Origin of the sequence: Actinocrispum wychmicini (assembly GCF_004345645.1) — a bacterium.
Taxonomy (GTDB): Bacteria; Actinomycetota; Actinomycetes; order Mycobacteriales; family Pseudonocardiaceae; genus Kibdelosporangium; species Kibdelosporangium wychmicini.
Map to the genome: position 1 here is coordinate 67,476 of NZ_SLWS01000018.1, position 18,808 is coordinate 86,283.

Below are 18,808 nucleotides of genomic sequence, written 5' to 3' on the forward strand. Positions count from 1 at the left end.
GTTCCTCCTAGGCGAAGGGCAGACCGACGTAGTTCTCGGCGAGACTGGTCGCCGCGGCGGTCGACGAGACGGTGTACCGCAACTGGGACAGTTGGAGCCGTTGCTGGAACGGGTCCGCGCCAGGCGCGCGGTGCAGCATGGTCGTCATGAAATACGAGAAGTGCTCGGCCCGCCACACCCGGCGCAGGCAAGTGTCCGAATAGGACTCGACCAGGTCGGTCCGGCCGGAGTGCAGCAACGCGGCCAACGCCCGGGACAGCACCCGCACGTCCGCGACCGCCAGGTTCATGCCCTTCGCCCCGGTCGGCGGGACGATGTGGGCCGCGTCCCCGGCCAGGAACAGGCGCCCGTACCGCATCGGCTCGACCACGAACGAACGCATCGGCGCCAGCAGCCGGTCCACCACAGGACCTTCGTGCAGCGCGAACCCGAACCGCTGGTGCAGTTCGTCCCACACCCGCGCGTCCGGCCAGTCGGCGATCACGTCATCCGGGTCCACCTGGAGGTACAACCGGGTCAGGTCCGGCGAACGCATGCTGTGCAAGGCGAACCCTCGCGAGCTGTGGCAGTAGATCAGCTCCTCGTTGGACGGCGGCGCCTTGGCGAGGATTCCCAACCACGCGAACGGGTACACGTGGTCGTAGGTGTGCAGTGTCCCTTCTGGAACGGATCCGCGGCTGACCCCGTGGAAACCGTCGCACCCGGCGATGACGTCACAACGCACCTCGTGCGAGACCCCGTCGGCGTCCCGGAACGTGACGCTCGGTTGCTCGTCGGTCAGGTCGTGCAGGACGACGTCGCTCACTGAGAACCGGATGTCGCCGCCGGCGGCCAGCCGCGCCGCGATCATGTCCTTCACGATCTCCTGCTGGCCGTAGACCGTGAGCGTGCGGCCGGTCAGGTCGGTCAGCGGGACGCGGTGGTTCTCGTTGTCGAATCGCAGGAAGATCCCGTGGTGGGGCAGTCCTTCACGGTCCAGCCGGTCGGCCAGCCCGACTTCGCGCAGCAGGTCGACGGTCGGTGCCTCGCACACGCCGGCCCGTACCCGCCGCTCGACGTACGCCCGGTCGCGGGTCTCCAGCACGACCGAGTCGATCCCGTCCAACCAGAGCAGGTGGGACAGCAGCAGCCCCGCCGGGCCTGCCCCGACGATGGCGACCTGGGTGCGCATATCCGCAGACTGGTCGAAAACGACCATGTCAGCGACCCCGATTTCCACTCAACGGAAGGCACACTTGGGTAATGACGTCGCAGTCCGTGGCCAGCCGGGTGTTCCGCCTGCTGGACAGTTTCACCGCGAGCCGGCCGGCCCTGAGCCTCTCCGAGCTCAGCGCCGCCGCCCACCTGCCGTTGAGCACGACCCACCGGCTGGTCGCCGAGCTCATCACCTGGGGCGGCCTGACCAGAGGCGCGGACGGCCGGTACCGGATCGGCCTGCGTCTGCTGGAGATCGGGTCGTTGTCGCCGGGCAGCCTGAGCCTCCGCGAGCGCGCCATGCCGTTCCTGGAGGACCTCTACGAGGCGACCAGGCAGAACGTGCAGCTCGCGGTCCGCGACGGCCTGGAAGTGGTGTACGTGGAGCGGATCTCCGCGCGCGGCGCGGTGAACATCCTGACCCGGGTCGGCAGCCGAATGCCCTTGCACGCCACCGGAGTCGGCCTGGTCCTGCTGGCCCACGCGGACCCGGACGTCCGGGAAAGGGTGTTCGCGGCGCCGCTGGAGCGGTACACCGAAATGACGATCACGACCACGACGCGGTTGCGTGAAGCGCTCGCGGCGGCCCGACGGGACGGCTACGTAGTGAGCGACCGCCAACTGGAAATGATCACGAAATCGATAGCGGCACCGATCCGGGACGCGAACAACGGGGTGATCGCGGCCCTCTCCATCGTGGTCCCGGTGGAGACCGACTCCCGAACCCTGATCCCGGTGGTCCGAGCGGCCGGCCACGGAATCTCCCGAGCCATGGGCTGGCGCCCCACCCACTCCTGATCCCGAAGCCGTGTCGCGCGTTCCCGGACGGCGTGTCGTGCGTCAGGAGGCGGCGGCTACCTCGGTGTGCGTGCAGCCGCAGCCGCCGGTGAGCTGCCAGCAGTCCACTACCAGCTCGTGCTGGTCCTCGTGGTGGTCGTCACACAGTGGCTCGGCGCACTCACCGGTTCCGTCGCCGTGCCGGACCAGGGTGCCGTGGCAGTGGTCGATCCCGCGGCTGCAGAGATGGCATTCGTGGGCCATCCAGCCTTGCTACAACACTTTGCCGCGTCTGCCCCGCAGACACGCCGTTGGTCTACAGATCTTGTGCGTCTTCGGCGATTTCCGCGTGGCCGATCAGGTCCTCGATGTCCAACTGGCCGAGCGCCGCGCGCAACTCGTCGAAGATCGGTGTCTCCCCAACCGTGACATTCATCGTCATGGCCCCTCTCCCTTCACACAGCGTGCGCACTCGTTCCCCCGTGGGACGCACCTGTCACCCATATGACGTAAGACAGCGCGTTTTCATTCCGGGGTATCCGAGTGAGCTACGTCGCATTTGCCACTCACGGTTCATCCTGAAATAGTGTTCGAGATACGGACATGTGTTCGCAGAGCGAACAGGAGGACGGATGGCGAGGATCACCGGGCTGGCGGAGGCCGTCGGCGAACTGGTGCACGACGGCGATGTGGTCGCTCTGGAGGGGTTCACGCACCTCATCCCGTTCGCCGCCGGACACGAGATCATCCGGCAGGGCCGCAGGGACCTCACGTTGGTGCGGATGACCCCGGATCTGATCTACGACCAGCTCATCGGGGCCGGATGCGCGCGCAAGCTCGTCTTCTCGTGGGGTGGCAACCCCGGTGTCGGGTCGCTGCACCGGTTCCGGGACGCCGTGCAGCACGCATGGCCTGTGCCACTGGAGATCGAGGAGCACAGTCACGCCGGCATGGCGAACCGTTACGTCGCCGGCGCCTCCGGGCTGCCGTTCGCCGTCATGCGCGGATACACCGGTACGGACCTGCCGAAACACACCGACACGATCCGGCCGGTCACGTGCCCCTTCACCGGCGAGGTCCTCACGGCCGTGCCCGCGCTGCGCCCGGACGTGACGATCGTGCACGCGCAACGGGCAGACCGAAAAGGAAACGTGCAGCTCTGGGGCATCACCGGGATCCAGAAGGAGGCTGTGCTCGCGGCCAGCCGGTCGTTGGTGACGGTCGAGGAGATCGTGGACGAACTCGAGCCGCGAGTAGGCGCGGTCACGCTACCCGGCTGGGTGGTCACGATGGTCGCGGAAGCCCCTCGTGGTGCGCATCCGTCGTACGCGCATGACTATTACATCCGGGACAACGAGTTCTACCAGGAATGGGACACCATCAGCCGGGACCGCGAGTCGTTCGGGCGGTGGCTGGAGGAGATCCGATGAGCTGGAGCACCGACGAGATGATGACCGTCGCCGCGGCTCGCGCGCTGCGGGACGGCACGTCGTGTTTCGTGGGCATCGGGTTGCCGAGCGCCGCGGCGAACCTCGCCCGCGCGACGCACGCGCCTGACCTGGTGCTGATCTACGAGTCCGGGTGCATCGGCGCGAAGCCCGACCGGCTGCCACTGTCCATTGGCGACGGGATCCTCGCGGAGACCGCGGACACCGTGGTGAGCGTGCCGGAGGTGTTCAACTACTGGCTGCAACCCGGCCGGATCGACGTCGGCTTCCTTGGCGCCGCGCAGCTCGACCGGTTCGGGAACATCAACACGACCGTGATCGGCGACTACCGTGACCCGAAGGTCCGGCTGCCGGGCGCGGGTGGCGCGCCGGAGATCGCCACGGCCTGCCGGGATGTCGTGATCGTCGTCCGGCAGAGCAGGCGGGCGTTCGCCGAACGGCTGGACTTCATCACGTCCGCTGGCCGGCCCAGCATGATCATCACGGACCTCGGGGTGCTGCGTCCGGACGATACCGGCGAGTTCACGTTGACCCAGGTCCATCCCGGTGTCGAGGCCGAGCAGGCGGTCGCGGCGACCGGCTGGCCGTTGCGGGTCTCGCCGGACCTGACCCGGACCGAGCCGCCGACCGAGGACGAACTGGCCGCGTTGCGTGGGCTGAAGTGATGTTCGACGAGTTGTTCGGCAAGCTCGACGACACTGCCTGGCTGCAGGCGATGCTGGACGCGGAGAAGGCGTTGGTGTCCGCACTGGCGCAGGCCGGCCACATCCCCGTCGAAACGGCGGAGGAGATCAAGCGGCACTGCACGATCGACGGCATCGACCCGGCTGAGCTCGGGAGGCGGGCGATCGCGGCGGGCAATCCCGTTGTGCCGCTGGTAAAGTTGCTGCGGGAACGAGTTCCGGAGCACGCGCGATACGTCCACTTCGGAGCGACCAGCCAGGACATCATGGACACGGCCGCGGCCCTGGTCGCCAGCCGGGCGCTCGTCCCGATGACCGCCGATGTCGACGCTGCCATGCACAAGTGCCTGCTGCTCGCGGGCGACCACCGCGACACCGTCATGATCGGCCGCACGCTGGGGCAGCAGGCGTCGCCGGTCACGTTCGGCCTGAAGTGCGCCGGATGGGCGACCGCCCTGTACCGCGCCGTCCACAATGTACGGCGGGTCAGGCTGGACGCCCAACTGGGCGGCGCGGTCGGCACGCTCGCGATGATTGGCGACACCAAGGTCTCCGAGTGGTTCGCAGTCAAGGTGGGTCTGACCGAGCCAGTCATCCCCTGGCACACCGACCGGACCAGGCTGGCCGAGTTGGCCGCCGCGCTTGGCGTGCTGGCCGGTGTGCTCGGCAAGATCGCGTTGGACGTGACCTTGTTGGCACAGACCGAGATCGACGAGGTGCGGGAGGCCACAGGCGGTGGTTCGTCGACCCTGCCGCACAAGCAGAACCCGACCCGGTCGGTGCTCATCACAGCCGCGGTCCGGCAGGTGCCTGGACTCGTGGCCACCATGCTCGCCGCGATGCCGCAGGAGAACGAGCGCGCGACCGGCGCCTGGCATGCCGAGTGGGAGACGCTCACGTCTCTGTTGCGGCTCGTCGGCGGCGCCGCGGCGCGTACCCGGGATCTGCTCGACGGGCTGCAGGTGGACAAGGAACGTATGCGTGTCAACCTGGAGCTCACGAACGGGCTGGTGATGGCCGAGGCCGTGGTGGCCAGGACAGGCCAACCCGAGGTGGTGGCCGAGATCGTGCGGCGGGCCGCCGAGTCCGGCCAGTCGTTCCGTGCGTGCCTGATCGCCGACCGGCGCATCAACCTGTCCGAAGAGGACATTGACAGGGCACTGGATCCGGCCGAGTACGTCGGAGTCGCCAACGAGTTCGTCGAGCGGGTGCTGCGGTACCGATATGAGTGACTTCGTGCAGTCGCTGGAACGTGGCCTCGCGGTGATCCGGGCGTTCGACGCCGAGCGCCCGGAGCTGACTCTCAGTGAAGTCGCCCGGCTCACCGGGCTCAGCCGGGCCGCGGCCCGGCGGTTCCTGCACACCCTCGTGGACCTGGGGTACATGCGGACCGACGGGCGGCTGTTCGCGCTGCGGCCGAAGGTCCTCGAACTGGGCTTCGCCTACCTGTCCGCGCTCGGCCTGCCCGAGGTCGCCCGGCCGCACCTGGCGAAGCTGGTCGCCGACGTGAACGAGTCGTGCTCGGTGTCCGTTTTGGACGGACCGGACATCGTGTACGTCGCCCGCGTCCCCACCAGGCGGATCATGACGGTCATGATCAGCGTCGGGACCCGGTTCCCGGCGCACGCGACCTCCATGGGCCGGGTCCTGCTCGCCGGCCGGGACGACGCCTGGCTTGACTCGTTCCTCGCGGCGAACCCGCCGGGCGCCCGGACGGACCGGACGATCACCGACCCGGCCGAGCTCAAGGCGGAGGTGGCGAGAGCCCGCCACCAGGGGTGGGCCCTTGTCGACGAGGAGCTGGAGCACGGCCTGCGGTCGGTCGCCGCGCCGATCCACGGCCCGGACGGCCGCGTCAGCGCCGCGGTGAACGTCTCGACCCATGTCAGCCGGGGCAGCGCCGACCAGGTCACGGCCGAGGTGCTGGCACCGCTGCTGGCGGCCGCGGCGGCCATCTCCGCCGACCTCGGCTCCCCGTCGACGTGATCAACCGTCCGGCTCATGTGACCATGGCTGTGGGTGAAATCCCCACTAAGATCGACATCCATGACCGACCTCGACCTGAACCTGCTCACGGTCCTCGACGCTTTGTTGCGTGCGGGCAGTGTCACGGCCGCGGCCGAGAAGCTGCACATGTCGGCCCCCGCGACCAGCCGAGCCCTCGGCCGTCTCCGTAGGACGTTGGATGATCCGCTCTTGGTCCGCGCCGGCCGGGGCCTAGTTCCGACACCGCTCGCCCTGTCGCTGGCGCCTCAGGTCGGCGCCATCGTGGAACAGGCCCGCGCTCTGCTGACCACCTCGCAGGGCCTGGATCTCTCCACTGTGGACCGAAGGTTCACAGTCCGCGCCAACGACGGCTGGACCAGCGTTCTCGGCGGGCCACTGCTCGCCCAAGTGAGCTCAGCCGCGCCCGGGATCCGACTCCGGTTCGCCCCCGAAGGCGACGACGACATCCAACCACTGCGGGACGGCTCGATCGACCTGGACATCGGGGTGATCGACGACCTCGGTCCGGAAATCACCGTACAACCCCTCTGGCAGGAACCCTGGGTCCCCGTGGTCGCCCCCAACCACCCCCTCACCCACGGCCCGGTCACCTGGCAACGCCTGGTAGCACACCCCTACGTCGCGATCTCCCGCCGCGGCCGCTCCACCGGCCCCTACGACGACCTTCTCGCCACCCACGGCCTGCACCGAAAAGTCGTCGCGATCACCCCCACCGCCACCACAGCCGCCCATCTCCTGTTCGAGTCGGACGTGATCTGCCTCTTCATGGCCACCTTCGCCAAACACGCGGCAAAGCGAATGGGCCTGTGCCCCATCCGAACACCAGACCCCCTCCCGGTCACGCGAGTGAGCCAGGCCTGGCATCCCCGGTCCGAGAACGACCCGGCCCACCGCTGGCTCCGCGAAACCATCCACACCCTGGGCCCGGACAACAACCCGCCCTGAAACCCTAGAACACCTGAATATCCGCGATCTTCCAGGAGTCGCCGGATTGTGTCGCGGTGACCAGGAGTTGGGCCACCGCGGACTGGTGTTGGTCGCCGGTCACCACCTGGCGGTCCACGAACACAAGAAGTTTGGCTGTGTCGTTGCGCAGCGTGGTTACTCCGATGGAACGGACTGCTGTGGTGAGGACCTGGTGGGTGGTGAGGGCGTGGTCCTTGGCGGCGTTGAAGAGGGCGTTGTACTGGGTCATCGCTTGGCCGGTCAGGACTTTTCCGGCTTCGGCGGCGGTTTGGTCGAGTTGGGTGGGGTCGTAGGAGAAGATGGTTCTTATTGCCCGGCCTACCTGGTCGGTGACTGTTTTGGTGGTGTTCGCGTCGACCAGGGCCGTGTTGTCGGGGTCGGGCGCTCTGGAGACCATGAACCAGATTGAGGCGACTGTGCACAGGACCGTTATGCCCGCCAAGATTCCGGCCATGGTCCCTTTCACGTGCCCACCGCTTCCAAGGCGCTGACTTTCCAGCCGTCCGGGGTCTTGGTGAGGTCCATGTCCAGGCGGCTGACAGTGGGGGTCGGCGAGCCGCCGTTCAGGGACAGTGAGACTTCCATGGCCGCGATCATGTTCGCGGTTCCGGTGTGGGTGTTCAGGTTCGTGACGGCTGCGGTCACGACTCGCGCTGTGGCAATGGTTTTCGTGCTCGTCGCGTTGGCTTTGTCCGCGTCCTGGTTACGTGTCAGGCGATCCAGCAGGGGGCCTGTGGCTGCGTTGCGCCATCGGGTGAAGTCCGGGTTCCGGTAGTCGACCGTGTTCAGGTCGATGGCGTACCGCTGGCCGTCCTGCAGGACCGCATCCCGGACCTTGGCCAGGTCGGCGGTGTCCGAGTGCCACCAGCGCCAGCCGGTGACGCCCGCCGCCACGATGGACAACACCGCCAGCACGGCGAGCACCCGGACGATCATTGCGGCAGCCCCAGGAGTTGGCCCATGGTGTGCAGGACCGGGTTGCCCGAACTGAGGCCGATCACGCCCGGCGCCTGCGGCGGTGGTGGGGCCACCTGTTTCGGCATGCCGGCGAAGGGGGCGTTCTGGGAACCACGCACGCCGATCGGACTGTTCGGCGGCTCGGCGCAGTAGGCGTTGCGGTTCACCGGCGCCGGGTCGACTTGGCTGGCGCTGCGCTGCTTTGTCCCCTCGTAGCCCCTCGTGCACGGCGGCGGGTCGAAGAAGTTCAGCATGATGCCCAGATGTCCGGTGCCGTCCGGCGCGGTGCTCGGGGTGAACGCCGAGATCACCGGGTAGGCCACCATGAACTGCTCGATCGCCGACGTCCGCGAGGTGGTGATCGTCGTGGTGGTCAACAGGTTCGCGAACACCACACCCAGGTCCGGCCCGGACTCCCGCAGGATGTCGACGACCTGGTTGGCCACCTGCGGGGTCACGTCGATGAGCTTGCGCAGGTCCGGGTCGGACGTCTTCAACTGCGCGGCCAGCTTGGCCAGGCCCGCGCTGAAGTCCAGGAGCTTCTGGGCGTCCGCCTGCTGGCGCTCCAACACGGTCCGGCCCGTCCGCAGCAAGTCAGCGGTCTGCGGCACGTGCTGGGCGGCGGTCGCGGTGAACTGGCCGGTGGCGTCAAGCAGTCGCTGCAGGTCCGGGCCGGCCCCAGCGAACGCGGTGTTCAGCTCGTCGACCACGGTCCGCAACGACTCAGTCGGCACCCCGCGCACAAAACCGTCCAGATTGGACAGCACAGTGTCGGCGGCCGGCGGGATCGCGGTCCGGTCACGGGGGATCACCGAACCACCCACGAGATAAGGCCCGGCGGGCGATGTCGGCTGGAGATCCACGTACTGCTCGCCGATCGCCGACCGGTTCGCCACCACCGCCCGGGTCGACGCCGGGATCGACGGCCCCGACGAGTCCATCTGCAGGTCGACGTCCACCCCGTCCTGGGCCAGGTGCAACTGCCCGACCCGGCCGACGGTCACCCCGCGATACGTCACCTCCGCGTTCGTGAAGATGCCCCCGGAATCAGGCAGCTGAACGGTAACGATGTATCCGGAAGCGCCGAACAAGCGATCCAGACCCGCGTACCGAGCACCGGCGTAGACCACCGCGACGACCGCGATCACCACGAACGCCACGACCCGGACCCGCACTCCCCTGGTGAGCATCACTTGCCTCCCAACAGGAGCCCGAGCAGCCCACCCAACGGCGACTGGTCAATCGACGGCGCCGGGTTCTGCGGAACGTTGGCCGGCGCGATCGGGATCGGCAACGGAACCAGCCCGTTGTTGTTCCCATAAGGCTTTCCGGGCGGCGCCAGAATGGTCTGGCCAGAGTTGCTCAGGTTGCCCAGGATCTCGCTGAAGTCGAGACTCAGCTTGGCGTCCACGTTGAAGTAGTCGCCGCGGACCGCGTTCACCGCGTACGACGGATACGGGTACGTGACGAGGTACTCCAAGGCGACCGGGAGACTGTCCCCGGCCTCCACCAGCTTCTGCAGCGTCGGCTGGAGCAGCTTCAAGTCCGCGACCAGGTCGTTGCGGCTGCGGTTCACCACGTCCGTCGCGGTCCCGGCCAGCTTGTCCAACGCCTGCAGCATGTCCACGAGCTGGCCGCGTTGACTCTCCAGCACCTTGAGGCCGGGCGCGAGGTTGTCCAGCGCGTTGGTCAGGTTCCCGGTCTGCTGGGTGAGCGTCCCGGACAGCTTGTTCAGCCCGTCGATCGCGCGGACGATGTTGTCCCGCTGGCCGTCCAGGTTCGCGACCAGCGTGTTCACATTGGACAGCAGCGACCTGACCTGGGTCTCGTTGCCGGACAACGCCTTGTTCATCTCGGTGACGATGTCGTGCAACTGTCCGACACCACCGCCGTTGAGCAGCATCGACAACGCGCCGAGGACCTCTTCGACCTCCGGGTTGCGGTTGGTCCGGCTCAACGGCACCACAGCGCCCTCAGCGAGCCGGCCCTGCGGCTGTTCACCGACCGGCGAACGCAGTTGAACGTACTTCTCGCCGAGCAGGCTGGACTGGCGCAACTCGGCGCCACTGTTGGCGGGCAACGTGACCGACCCGTTGATCACCATGCTGACCAGGACCATCTTGTTGTCCGGGGTCAGGTCGATCTTGGCCACCCGGCCGACGGACACGTCGTTGACCTTCACACTCGCCTGCGGCACCAGGTCGAGCACGTCCCCGAACTGGGCCGTCACCGCGAACGGGTGGTCGCCGACGTCGGCCCCGCCGGGCAAAGGCGTGTTGTACAGCCCGCCGAAGCCACCCACACTGCACCCGGACAGCAGCAGGACCAGAGCGATGACGAGCCGCCTCATCGGGACATCACATCCAGCAACGGCACCGGCAGCGGCGGCAGCTTTCCCTGTTGCAGCGCGGCCAACGTGTCCGCGACGGACGGCAGCTTCAACGTCCCGTCCAGCACGGGCGCGAGCTGGTTGCAGATGTCGTTCAGGGTCTGCGGGACGCCTTTGGGCGCGGACTGGGCGATCAGCTTGCAGACCATCAGGATCGGCGGATTCGTGAGCTCGTTGATGTCCGCGCGGACACCGATGCTGCCGGACGCCGCGTCGTAGGAGTTGATCAGGTTGGTGGCACCGACCGGGGCCACGTCCAGGATCTCGGCCAACGCGGCCCGCTGGTCCACGAGCGCCTTGGTCACACCGGTGAGCTTCTGCACGTTGTCGGCCAGCAGGTCCTTGTTCTGGCCGACGAAGTCCCGCACCTCGCCCAACGCGACCGCGAGGGAACTCAACGCGTTCGCCACGTCCTGCCGGTCGTCGGCGAGGAACGTGCTGACGTCGCCGAGCCGGCCATAGAACTCGTGCACCGCGTTGTCGCTGTTGGCCAGGGCCTGGGTGAACTTGCCGAGGCTGTCCACGGTCGAGAACAGGTCCTCGCGGGAGTTCGACAAGGTCGCGGCGGCGTCCGCCAACTGGCGCACGGTGTCATGCAGGTTCTGGCCGTTGCCCTTCAACGTGCCTGCAAGCGAGTTCAGGAGATCCGACACGGCCCCGTTCTTGTTGGCACCGTTCGGGCCTAGCTGGGTCGTCAGCTTGTTCACGCTCGCGTACAGGTCGTCCAACTCGACCGGCGACGCGGTCCGCGCCCGCTGCAGGACCGTGCCGGACGCCATCTCCTGGCCGCTTGTGTACGCCGGGGTGAGCTGGACGTACCGGTCGCTGACCAGGCTCGGCGCGACGATGACCGCCTGCGCGTCGGCCGGGACCCGCACGTCGGAGTCCAGGATCATGTCGACCTTGACCTGGTCACCCTCGGGCTGCACGGCGGTGATCTGCCCGACCGGGACACCGAGCACCCGGACCGCGGAGCCGGAGTAGACGCCGACCGTCCGGTCGAAGTACGCGGTGACCCGAAGCCCGGTCGGCGTCCGCAGCGCCCACCAGAGCCCGGTGGCCAGCAGCAACCCGAGAACGCACGCGATGACGACCGTGCGGACCGCGTTGAGCTGGGTGTGCGACTTGATGGTCAATGGCCACCCCCTGGAGTCAGTGGCGGCAGGCATCCGTCCGGGTTGATGGTGGTCTGCGGTGAGCCGAGGTTGATGTACGGCGGCAGCAGCCCGCACAGGTAGCCCTCGAACCAGCGGCCGTTGCCGGTGGTGTTGGTGGAGATCCGCACGAACGGCGCCAGCGCGGCCAGCCCGCGGCTCAGGTTGTCCTGGTTGCGTTGCAGCAGGGACGTCACCTTGTCGAGTTGCTGCAACACCGGTTGCAGCTGCGCTTTGTTGTCCGCGACCAGCCCACGCAACTGGGCCGCTAGGTCCTGGGTGCCTTTCAGCAGCCGGGAGATCGCGTCCTTGCGCTTCTGGATCTCGGCCAGCAGCTGGTTGCCGTCGTTGATGAGCTTGGTGATCTCGTCGTTGCGACCGGCCAAGGTCCTGGACACCTGGCTGGTGTTGCTCAACAGATGAGCCAGCTGCGCGTCCCTGCTGGACACGGTCTTGGACAACGCCGAAAGCCCGGCCAGCGCGGACCGCATGTGCTCCGGCGTGTCCTTGAACGTGTCCGCGACGACCTTGAAGCTGTCCGCGAGCTGCTGGGTGTCGATGTCGTTGACCGTGGTGCTCAGCTGGCTGATGGCCGTGGTGATGTCGAACGGCGACGACGTCCGGGTGCGCGGGATGGGCACGTTCGGGTTCTGGGCGGCGGTCCCGGCCGGTTCGAGCGCCAGGTACTTCTCCCCCAGCAGGGTCTTGATGCCGATCGCGGCCTTGGTCTGGTCGCCCAGCCGGACGTCCTGGATCTTGAACCGGATCCGCACCTGGTCGCCGGCGAGATCCACTGTGGACACCTTGCCGACCTTGACGCCGGCGACCTGCACCTCGTTGCCGTCCGCGAGCCCGCCGGCCTCGCTGAAGTACGCCGAGTACGTGGTGCCCGACCCGATGATGGGCAGGTCGTCGGCGAAGAACACGGCCAGCGTCACCAGCGTCACCAGCAGCAGCGTGAAGCCGCCGACGGCCGTTTGATTGCGGTCCTTGAGCCTTTTCACTGGCCGCACCTCGCCGGCATCTGGGTCGACGGCACCGGCAGGAACGGTACCTGCACGTTCAACGCGGAAATCCCCACGGTTCCGGACATCCGGCACAGGTAGAAGTTGAGCCAGCTGCCGTAGCTGACCGCCCTGGTGAACGTGTCGGCCCGGTTCTCCAGGCCCTTCAGCATCCCGTCGAGCAACGGCTCCTGCTTGTTCAGGTTCTCCGCCAACGGCCCCAACGCGGCGATGTCGGCCTTCAGTGCCGGTCGGGCCTGGTCGAGCAACCCGGCGGTCACGTCGGTGAGCCCGCCGAGAGCGGAGATGGCGTCCCCGATGGGTTTCCGGTCGGCCGAGAGCCCGGAGACGAGTTGCTGCAGGCTGACGACCAGGTCGTTGACCGCACCGCTGCGGCCGTTCACCGTGTCGAGCACGCTGTTGAGGTTGTCGACCAGGTCGCCGATCACCTTGTCCTTGCCGGCGATCGTCGAGGTCAGCGTCGCCGTGTGCTGGAGGATGGCGTCGACCGTACCGCCTTCGCCCTGCAACACCTGGATGATCTCGAACGCCAGCTTGTTGACGTCGTCCGGTTGCAGCGCCTGGAACAACGGCTTGAAACCGTTGAACAGAACGGTCAGGTTCAACGCCGGCGTGGTGCGTTCCACCGGGATGGTTCCACCTGGGTCAAGCAACGCGGTCGAGCCCTCGCCCGTGCCGATCGCGAGATACCGCTGGCCCACCAGATTCCGGTACCTGATCGTGGCGGTCGCCGTACTGGGAAGACGTCGGCCGGCGTCGATGTCGAAGCTCACCTCGGCCACTCGGTCGTCCACAACGGACAGTCGGTCGACCGTGCCCACCTTGACACCGAGGATCCGCACGTCGTCGCCGACCTTGAGGCCGGACGCGTCGGTGAACCGGGCCTGGTACCCGGACGTGCCGCCGAAGTTGCTGTTCGCGATGGTCGCGCCCAGCAACGCGGTCAGCGTGATCGTGACGACCGCGAAGATCGCCATCTTGATGACCGGGCCGGTGACACTCCTCAATCGACCGTCACCTCCGCTCCCCGGTAGACGGGTGCGAGCAGGAACCTGGTCCACGTCGGCACTTCGTCCGGGGTCACGCCCAGGGCCGGTGCGACCAGGACACCCACCAGGTCCATCTCGGACAGGGTGTTCGCGGCGGACTGCGGAGAGGTCGAGCCCGGGATGATCGACGTCGAGCCGGTCTGCTTGGGCGGTGGCGGCTTGGTGGAGCCGTCCTTGACCGGCCCGCCCGGCGGGTACTGCGGGAACACGGCAGGCAACTGCACCTGTTGGTAGCACCGTGGGCCGCGTTTGTCGTCGAACCGGGGAGTGTCCACACCGGGCAGGTACTTGCCGCGGTTCCCGGTGAACTCCAGGGTCACCCGCATCATGTTCGGGTGCGGCTGGCCCTTGCCGAACGCCGCCTCGGCGGCCGGGACCCGGTCGGCGATCTGCTTGAGCATGCACGGGTACTCGGGCGCGTACCTGGCCAGCACGTCCAGGGTCGGCTTGGACGTGACCACCAAGTTGATCAGGTTCGCCTTGTTGACCTGCAGGAAGTTGTCCAGGTCGACGGACGCGTTGGTGAGCGACGCGAACAGGTTGAGCGTGTCGGCCTGTTTGTCCACCAGGGTCTTGCTGGTCGTGGTCAGGTCGGACAGCGCCTGCAACACGTCCGGCGCGGCCTGGGAGAACGTGTTGGACACCGAGGCCAGCGCGGCGATGTCCGCGTCCAGGTTGGGCAGTGACGGGTTGACCTGTTTGAGGTAGTCGTCGAGCTGCACGAGCGTCCTGCCGAGCTGTTCGCCACGACCGGACAACGCCTGGGACAACGAGTTCAACGTGGTCGCGAGCTTCTCCGGCTGCACCGCTTGGAGCAGGGGCATGAGGTCGTCCAGCACCCGTTCCAGCTCGATCGCGGTCGAACTCGAGTCCTGCGGGATCACCGAGCCCGCGACGAGCCTGCGGGAGTCGGGCTGTGCGGGCAACTGCAACGCCACGTACCGTTCACCGAAGAGCGTCTTCGGCAGCAGCCGGGCGGACACGTTGGCCGGAATCACGTCCACTTTGTCCGGCTGCAACGCGAGGTCCAGTTCGGCGTGGTCGCCCATGGCCCGGACCGAGCGGACCTCACCGACGACCATGCCGCGGATCTTCACGTCCGCGCCCACGCTCAGCTGGTTGCCCACATGGTCGGTCTGCAGCGTCACCATCGAGACCGGGGTGAACTCCTTGCGGTAGCTCGCGATCGTGAACCACAGGAACAGCGCCATGACCACCAGGAACACCAGTCCCAGCAGGTGGTAACGCAGGCGCGCGATCATCCGGCTATCCGAACCGTGGTGGTCGAGCCCCAGATCGCCAGGCTGAGGAAGAAGTCCAAGATGGACAGCAGAACGATGGACGCCCGCACCGCCCGGCCGACGGCCACCCCGACCCCGGCCGGCCCACCCGAGGCGGTGTACCCGTAGTAACAATGCGTCAGAATCACGATCACACTGAACGCCAGCACCTTGAGGAACGACCAGAGCACGTCCTCGGGTGGCAGGAACAGGTGGAAGTAGTGGTCGTACGTGCCCGCGGACTGGCCGTAGAAGTAGACTGTGACCGCCCGGGAGGCCAGGTAGGACGACAGCAGGCCAACCGCGTACAGCGGGATCACGGCGGTGAAGCCGGCCAGGACCCGAGTAGTCACCAGGTACGGCATGCTCGGCACGGCCATGGTCTCCAGGGCGTCGATCTCCTCGGAGATCCGCATCGCGCCGAGCTGCGCGGTGAATCCACAGCCGACGGTCGCCGACAACGCCAGCCCGGCGGACAGCGGCGCCACCTCACGGGTGTTGAAGTACGCTGACAGGAACCCGGTCAACGCGCCCGTGCCGAGCTGGTTCAGCGACGAGTACCCCTGCAGGCCGACGATCGTGCCGGTGAACAACGTCATGCCGATCATCACGCCGAGCGTCCCGCCGATGACCGCCAACGCGCCGGTGCCGAAGCTGACCTCGGTGAGCAGCCGCAGGACTTCCTTGGAGTACCGGGTGAGCGTGCGCGGCGCCCACAGCAACGCCCTGGTGTAGAAGGAGAGCTGGCGGCCGAGACGCTCCAGGCCGGTCAACGGCCGAACCACAACGTTCATGGGACTACAGCCCCTTCGACGGCACGATCCGCAGGTAGATCCCGGTCAGCACGACGTTGATCAGGAACAGCAGCAGGAACGTGATCACCACAGCCTGGTTCACCGCGTCACCGACGCCTTTCGGGCCCGCCTTGGGATTGAGCCCGCGGTAGGCCGCGATGACGCCCGCGACGAAACCGTACAGCACCGCCTTGATCTCGCTGATCCACAGGTCCGGCAGCTGCGCCAGCGCGTTGAAACTCGCCAGGTACGCGCCGGGGGTGCCGCCCTGCATGACCACGTTGAAGAAGTAGCCGCCCATCGTGCCGACCACGCTGACCAGCCCGTTCAGCAGCACGGCGACCACCATCGCGGCCAGCACGCGCGGCACGATCAGCCGCTGGACCGGTGAGACGCCAAGGACTTCCATGGCGTCGATCTCCTCGCGGATCTTGCGGGCCCCGATGTCCGCGCACACCGCCGACCCGCCTGCGCCCGCGACCAGCAACGCGGTGATCAGCGGGCTCGCCTGTTGCACGATCGCCAACGCGCTGGCCGCGCCGGTGAACGACTGGGCGCCGATCTGCTGGGTCAACGAGCCCAGCTGCAACGCGATGACCGCGCCGAACGGGATCGCGACCAGCGCGGTCGGCAGAATCGTGACGCTGGCGAAGAACCAGCACTGCTGGACGAACTCGCGGACCTGGAAGGGGCGGCGGGGCGAGGCCCGCAGCACCTCCCAGGCGAGCGTCGAGATCCGGCCCACCTGGGCCAGCGCCGCGGCCCCGGGGACTCGTGATCTCTTGTTGGTGGTGCTCATGGGTTCATCAAACTAGAGAGTGTGTGGCGCTCGCGCCACCATCGGCGACGAATTCCGCTCCAGTGGAGTAGGAACTCTCGTCGCTGGCGAGGAACACCTGCAGGTTCGCGATCTCCTCCGGCTGGCCGACCCGTCTCAGCCCGGCGACCCGTTTGCCCACCTTGGACATGTCGATGTCGATGCCGCCGATGGCGTCGCCGGCCATCTGGGTGTCGATCGCACCCGGGTGAACAGAGTTCACCCGGATGTTCAGCCTGCCGAGCTCCAGCGCCGCGCACTTGGTCATGCCACGGACCGCGAACTTGCTTGCCGCGTAAGCCGTCAGGTGCGCCGAGCCGGCGAGGCCCTCGACCGACGAGACGTTGATGATCGACCCGCCGCCCGCCTCGGTCATCGCCGGGATCACCGCGCGCATACCGAGGAACGTGCCAGTCTGGTTGACCCGGATCACCTGCTCGTAGTCGGCCAGCGTGGTGTCGACAATGGACCCGAACTTCAGGATCCCGGCGTTGTTCACCAGCACGGTCAACCGGCCGAACGCGGCGAGGGTGGCGTCGACAGCGGCCGTCCAGTCCTCTTCGGACGCCACGTCCAGGCGCCGGTAGATGGCGTCGTCACCGAGTTCGGCGGCGAGTTCCTTGCCCAGTTCGTCCCGGATGTCGGCGATCGTGACCCGGGCGCCCTCCTGGACGAACCGGCGCGCGATCGCCGCGCCCTGGCCTCGGGCGGCCCCGGTGACGAGCGCGACTTTGCCGTCGAGCCGCATCACATCATCGCCTCTGTCAGTGGCATGAGGACGGTCTTGAGCTCGGTGTACGCCTCGTACGCGGACCGTCCGCCCTCGCGCCCGATCCCGGACTGCTTGTACCCGCCGAACGGGGTGTGCGGCTCGACCTGGAAGCCGTTGATCCCGATCGTTCCCGCGCGCAAGCGTTTGGCCACCCGGAACGCGGTCTTGGCGTCCTTTGTGTACACACCGGCGCCAAGGCCGTATTCGGTGTCGTTGGCCAGCCGGACGGCCTCGTCCTCGTCGGTGAACGGGACGACGGCCAGCACCGGGCCGAAGATCTCCTCCTGGGCGATGGTCATCTGGTTGTCCACGTCCGCGAACAGCGTCGGCGCCACGAAGTTGCCGTTGCCGTAGTCGCCGTCGAGCCGGTTGCCGCCCATCACCAGCCGTGCGCCTTCCTCCTGGCCCTTCTCGATGTACCCGAGCACGCGACCGAGCTGCCGCTCGTTGATCAGCGGGCTGGCGAGCACGCCCGGGTCGAACGGGTCGCCGTACGTCATGTATCCGCCGACGCCTTGGGCGACCGCGATGAATTCGTCGTACACGTCCCGGTGGACGAGCGCGCGGCTCTGCGCGATGCACGCCTGGCCGGACAGGCCCATCGTGACCATGCCCATCGCGGTGGCCGCTGCCAGCGGGATCTCGGCGTCCGGGAACACCACGGCCGGGCTCTTGCCGCCGAGTTCCATGGACACGCGCTTCATCGTGCCGGCGGAGGCTTCGACGATCCGGCGGCCCACGACCCGGCTGCCGGTGAAGCTGATCTTGTCCACCATCGGGTGCGTGATCAGCGCTTCCCCGGTGGGGTCGCCGGGTCCGGTCACGACATTGACGACACCGTCCGGCAGTCCCGCTTCGGTCAGCAGTTCGACCAGCTTGAGCACGGCGAAGGTGGCGTACTCCGACGGCTTGAGCACGACCGTGCAGCCGGCGGCGAGCGCGGGCCCGAGTTTCTGGGCGAACAGCAGGAAAGGCGCGTTCCACGGCAGGATCGCCGCGACCACGCCGACCGGTTCGCGGAACGTCATGGCCAAGTGGTCGCCGCCCTGGTACGGCGGGAACGTCTCGCCGCCGGCCTTGTCGATCCAGCCGGTGTGGTGGTCGAACACGTCCGCGGCGACCGTGACGCTTGCCGCGTAGATGTTCCCGAACGACAGCGGCACACCGTTGTCCAGGGCCAGCAAGGACAGCAGCTGCTGGGAGTTCTCGCGCAGCAGGTCGCTGTACTTGCGCAGGACCCGGATGCGTTCGCTGGCCGTGCTGCGCGGCCAGGGCCCTTCGTCGAAGGCTCTGCGGGCGGCTTGGACGGCGGCGTCGACGTCCTGGACGGTGGCCACGGGGAACGTGCCGATCTCCTCGTTGGTCGCCGGGTGACGATGGGTCCAGGTGGCACCGTCGCCGCTCGCCCGCCACTGCCCGTCGACGAGCAGCAGACCGTCCTTGAGCCCGACTTCGTCACGGTGTGCGAGCATGCTGAGGGTCATCGCTTCTCCATC

21 protein-coding genes are annotated in these 18,808 nt (G+C 67.7%); 6 read left to right on the plus strand and 15 right to left on the minus strand.

What is annotated here, in order from left to right; all coding sequences use genetic code 11:
- Window positions 1-7: 7 nt before the first annotated feature.
- Complete coding sequence (locus EV192_RS49565) at window positions 8-1,171, minus strand: 4-hydroxybenzoate 3-monooxygenase (protein WP_132125790.1); 1,164 nt, start codon at window positions 1,169-1,171, stop codon at window positions 8-10.
- Window positions 1,172-1,242: 71 nt separating this feature from the next.
- Between EV192_RS49565 and EV192_RS49570 the strand changes: the two genes are divergently transcribed.
- Window positions 1,243-1,992 (plus strand): IclR family transcriptional regulator, encoded by a 750-nt coding sequence (locus EV192_RS49570; RefSeq protein ID WP_132125791.1) that lies wholly within the window; start codon window positions 1,243-1,245, stop codon window positions 1,990-1,992.
- Window positions 1,993-2,034: 42 nt separating this feature from the next.
- Here the strand turns inward: EV192_RS49570 and EV192_RS49575 are convergent, their stop codons facing one another.
- Both EV192_RS49575 and EV192_RS57060 read right to left on the minus strand, forming a co-directional pair.
- Window positions 2,035-2,235, minus strand: a complete 201-nt coding sequence (locus EV192_RS49575) for a hypothetical protein (RefSeq protein ID WP_132125792.1) — start codon at window positions 2,233-2,235, stop codon at window positions 2,035-2,037.
- A gap of 52 nt (window positions 2,236-2,287) precedes the next feature.
- Window positions 2,288-2,413 (minus strand): hypothetical protein, encoded by a 126-nt coding sequence (locus tag EV192_RS57060; RefSeq protein WP_279496050.1) that lies wholly within the window; start codon window positions 2,411-2,413, stop codon window positions 2,288-2,290.
- Window positions 2,414-2,603: 190 nt separating this feature from the next.
- Between EV192_RS57060 and EV192_RS49580 the strand changes: the two genes are divergently transcribed.
- Genes EV192_RS49580 through EV192_RS49600 form a run of 5 tightly spaced genes read left to right on the plus strand, consistent with a single transcriptional unit; the run spans window position 2,604 to window position 7,054 of the window.
- On the plus strand, window positions 2,604-3,401 hold the full coding sequence (locus EV192_RS49580) for a CoA transferase subunit A (protein ID WP_132125793.1): 798 nt from the start codon (window positions 2,604-2,606) through the stop codon (window positions 3,399-3,401).
- The gene (locus EV192_RS49585; RefSeq protein WP_132125794.1) at window positions 3,398-4,084 is read left to right on the plus strand and encodes a CoA-transferase subunit beta; all 687 of its coding nucleotides are present in this window, start codon (window positions 3,398-3,400) and stop codon (window positions 4,082-4,084) included. Before EV192_RS49580 ends, EV192_RS49585 begins: the two co-directional genes overlap by 4 nt.
- A complete protein-coding gene (locus EV192_RS49590) occupies window positions 4,084-5,334 on the plus strand; it encodes a class-II fumarase/aspartase family protein (protein WP_132125795.1) in 1,251 nt (416 codons plus the stop codon). The genes EV192_RS49585 and EV192_RS49590 overlap by 1 nt, the downstream gene beginning before the upstream one ends.
- On the plus strand, window positions 5,327-6,088 hold the full coding sequence (locus tag EV192_RS49595; protein ID WP_132125796.1) for an IclR family transcriptional regulator domain-containing protein: 762 nt from the start codon (window positions 5,327-5,329) through the stop codon (window positions 6,086-6,088). Before EV192_RS49590 ends, EV192_RS49595 begins: the two co-directional genes overlap by 8 nt.
- Before the next feature lie 60 nt (window positions 6,089-6,148).
- A complete protein-coding gene (locus tag EV192_RS49600) occupies window positions 6,149-7,054 on the plus strand; it encodes a LysR family transcriptional regulator (RefSeq protein ID WP_132125797.1) in 906 nt (301 codons plus the stop codon).
- 4 nt (window positions 7,055-7,058) lie between these two features.
- On the opposite strand, the gene EV192_RS49605 is transcribed toward EV192_RS49600, so the two are convergent.
- The 12 genes from EV192_RS49605 to EV192_RS49660 all read right to left on the minus strand — a co-directional run bounded on the left by EV192_RS49605 (window position 7,059) and on the right by EV192_RS49660 (window position 18,796).
- Entirely contained in the window at window positions 7,059-7,472 is a 414-nt protein-coding gene (locus EV192_RS49605) for a hypothetical protein (RefSeq protein ID WP_132125798.1), read from the minus strand.
- A gap of 65 nt (window positions 7,473-7,537) precedes the next feature.
- On the minus strand, window positions 7,538-8,011 hold the full coding sequence (locus tag EV192_RS49610; RefSeq protein WP_132125799.1) for a hypothetical protein: 474 nt from the start codon (window positions 8,009-8,011) through the stop codon (window positions 7,538-7,540).
- Entirely contained in the window at window positions 8,008-9,222 is a 1,215-nt protein-coding gene (locus EV192_RS49615) for an MCE family protein (RefSeq protein ID WP_132125800.1), read from the minus strand. The genes EV192_RS49610 and EV192_RS49615 overlap by 4 nt, the downstream gene beginning before the upstream one ends.
- Window positions 9,222-10,382 carry an MCE family protein gene (locus tag EV192_RS49620; protein ID WP_132125801.1) on the minus strand — a complete coding sequence of 387 codons (1,161 nt, stop codon included), beginning with the start codon at window positions 10,380-10,382 and terminating at the stop codon, window positions 9,222-9,224. Before EV192_RS49620 ends, EV192_RS49615 begins: the two co-directional genes overlap by 1 nt.
- A complete protein-coding gene (locus EV192_RS49625; protein WP_165961010.1) occupies window positions 10,379-11,557 on the minus strand; it encodes an MCE family protein in 1,179 nt (392 codons plus the stop codon). The genes EV192_RS49620 and EV192_RS49625 overlap by 4 nt, the downstream gene beginning before the upstream one ends.
- The gene (locus EV192_RS49630) at window positions 11,554-12,579 is read right to left on the minus strand and encodes an MCE family protein (RefSeq protein WP_132125803.1); all 1,026 of its coding nucleotides are present in this window, start codon (window positions 12,577-12,579) and stop codon (window positions 11,554-11,556) included. The genes EV192_RS49625 and EV192_RS49630 overlap by 4 nt, the downstream gene beginning before the upstream one ends.
- A complete protein-coding gene (locus EV192_RS49635) occupies window positions 12,576-13,607 on the minus strand; it encodes an MCE family protein (RefSeq protein WP_424923451.1) in 1,032 nt (343 codons plus the stop codon). Before EV192_RS49635 ends, EV192_RS49630 begins: the two co-directional genes overlap by 4 nt.
- Entirely contained in the window at window positions 13,604-14,911 is a 1,308-nt protein-coding gene (locus EV192_RS49640; protein WP_132125804.1) for an MCE family protein, read from the minus strand. Before EV192_RS49640 ends, EV192_RS49635 begins: the two co-directional genes overlap by 4 nt.
- Complete coding sequence (locus tag EV192_RS49645; protein ID WP_132125805.1) at window positions 14,908-15,723, minus strand: MlaE family ABC transporter permease; 816 nt, start codon at window positions 15,721-15,723, stop codon at window positions 14,908-14,910. Before EV192_RS49645 ends, EV192_RS49640 begins: the two co-directional genes overlap by 4 nt.
- 4 nt (window positions 15,724-15,727) lie before the next feature.
- Window positions 15,728-16,522: an MlaE family ABC transporter permease gene (locus tag EV192_RS49650; RefSeq protein ID WP_132125806.1), complete on the minus strand. Its 795-nt coding sequence runs from the start codon at window positions 16,520-16,522 to the stop codon at window positions 15,728-15,730.
- A 7-nt stretch (window positions 16,523-16,529) separates the two neighbouring features.
- Complete coding sequence (locus EV192_RS49655) at window positions 16,530-17,288, minus strand: glucose 1-dehydrogenase (RefSeq protein ID WP_132125807.1); 759 nt, start codon at window positions 17,286-17,288, stop codon at window positions 16,530-16,532.
- On the minus strand, window positions 17,288-18,796 hold the full coding sequence (locus tag EV192_RS49660; RefSeq protein WP_132125808.1) for an aldehyde dehydrogenase family protein: 1,509 nt from the start codon (window positions 18,794-18,796) through the stop codon (window positions 17,288-17,290). The genes EV192_RS49655 and EV192_RS49660 overlap by 1 nt, the downstream gene beginning before the upstream one ends.
- Window positions 18,797-18,808 lie beyond the last annotated feature (12 nt).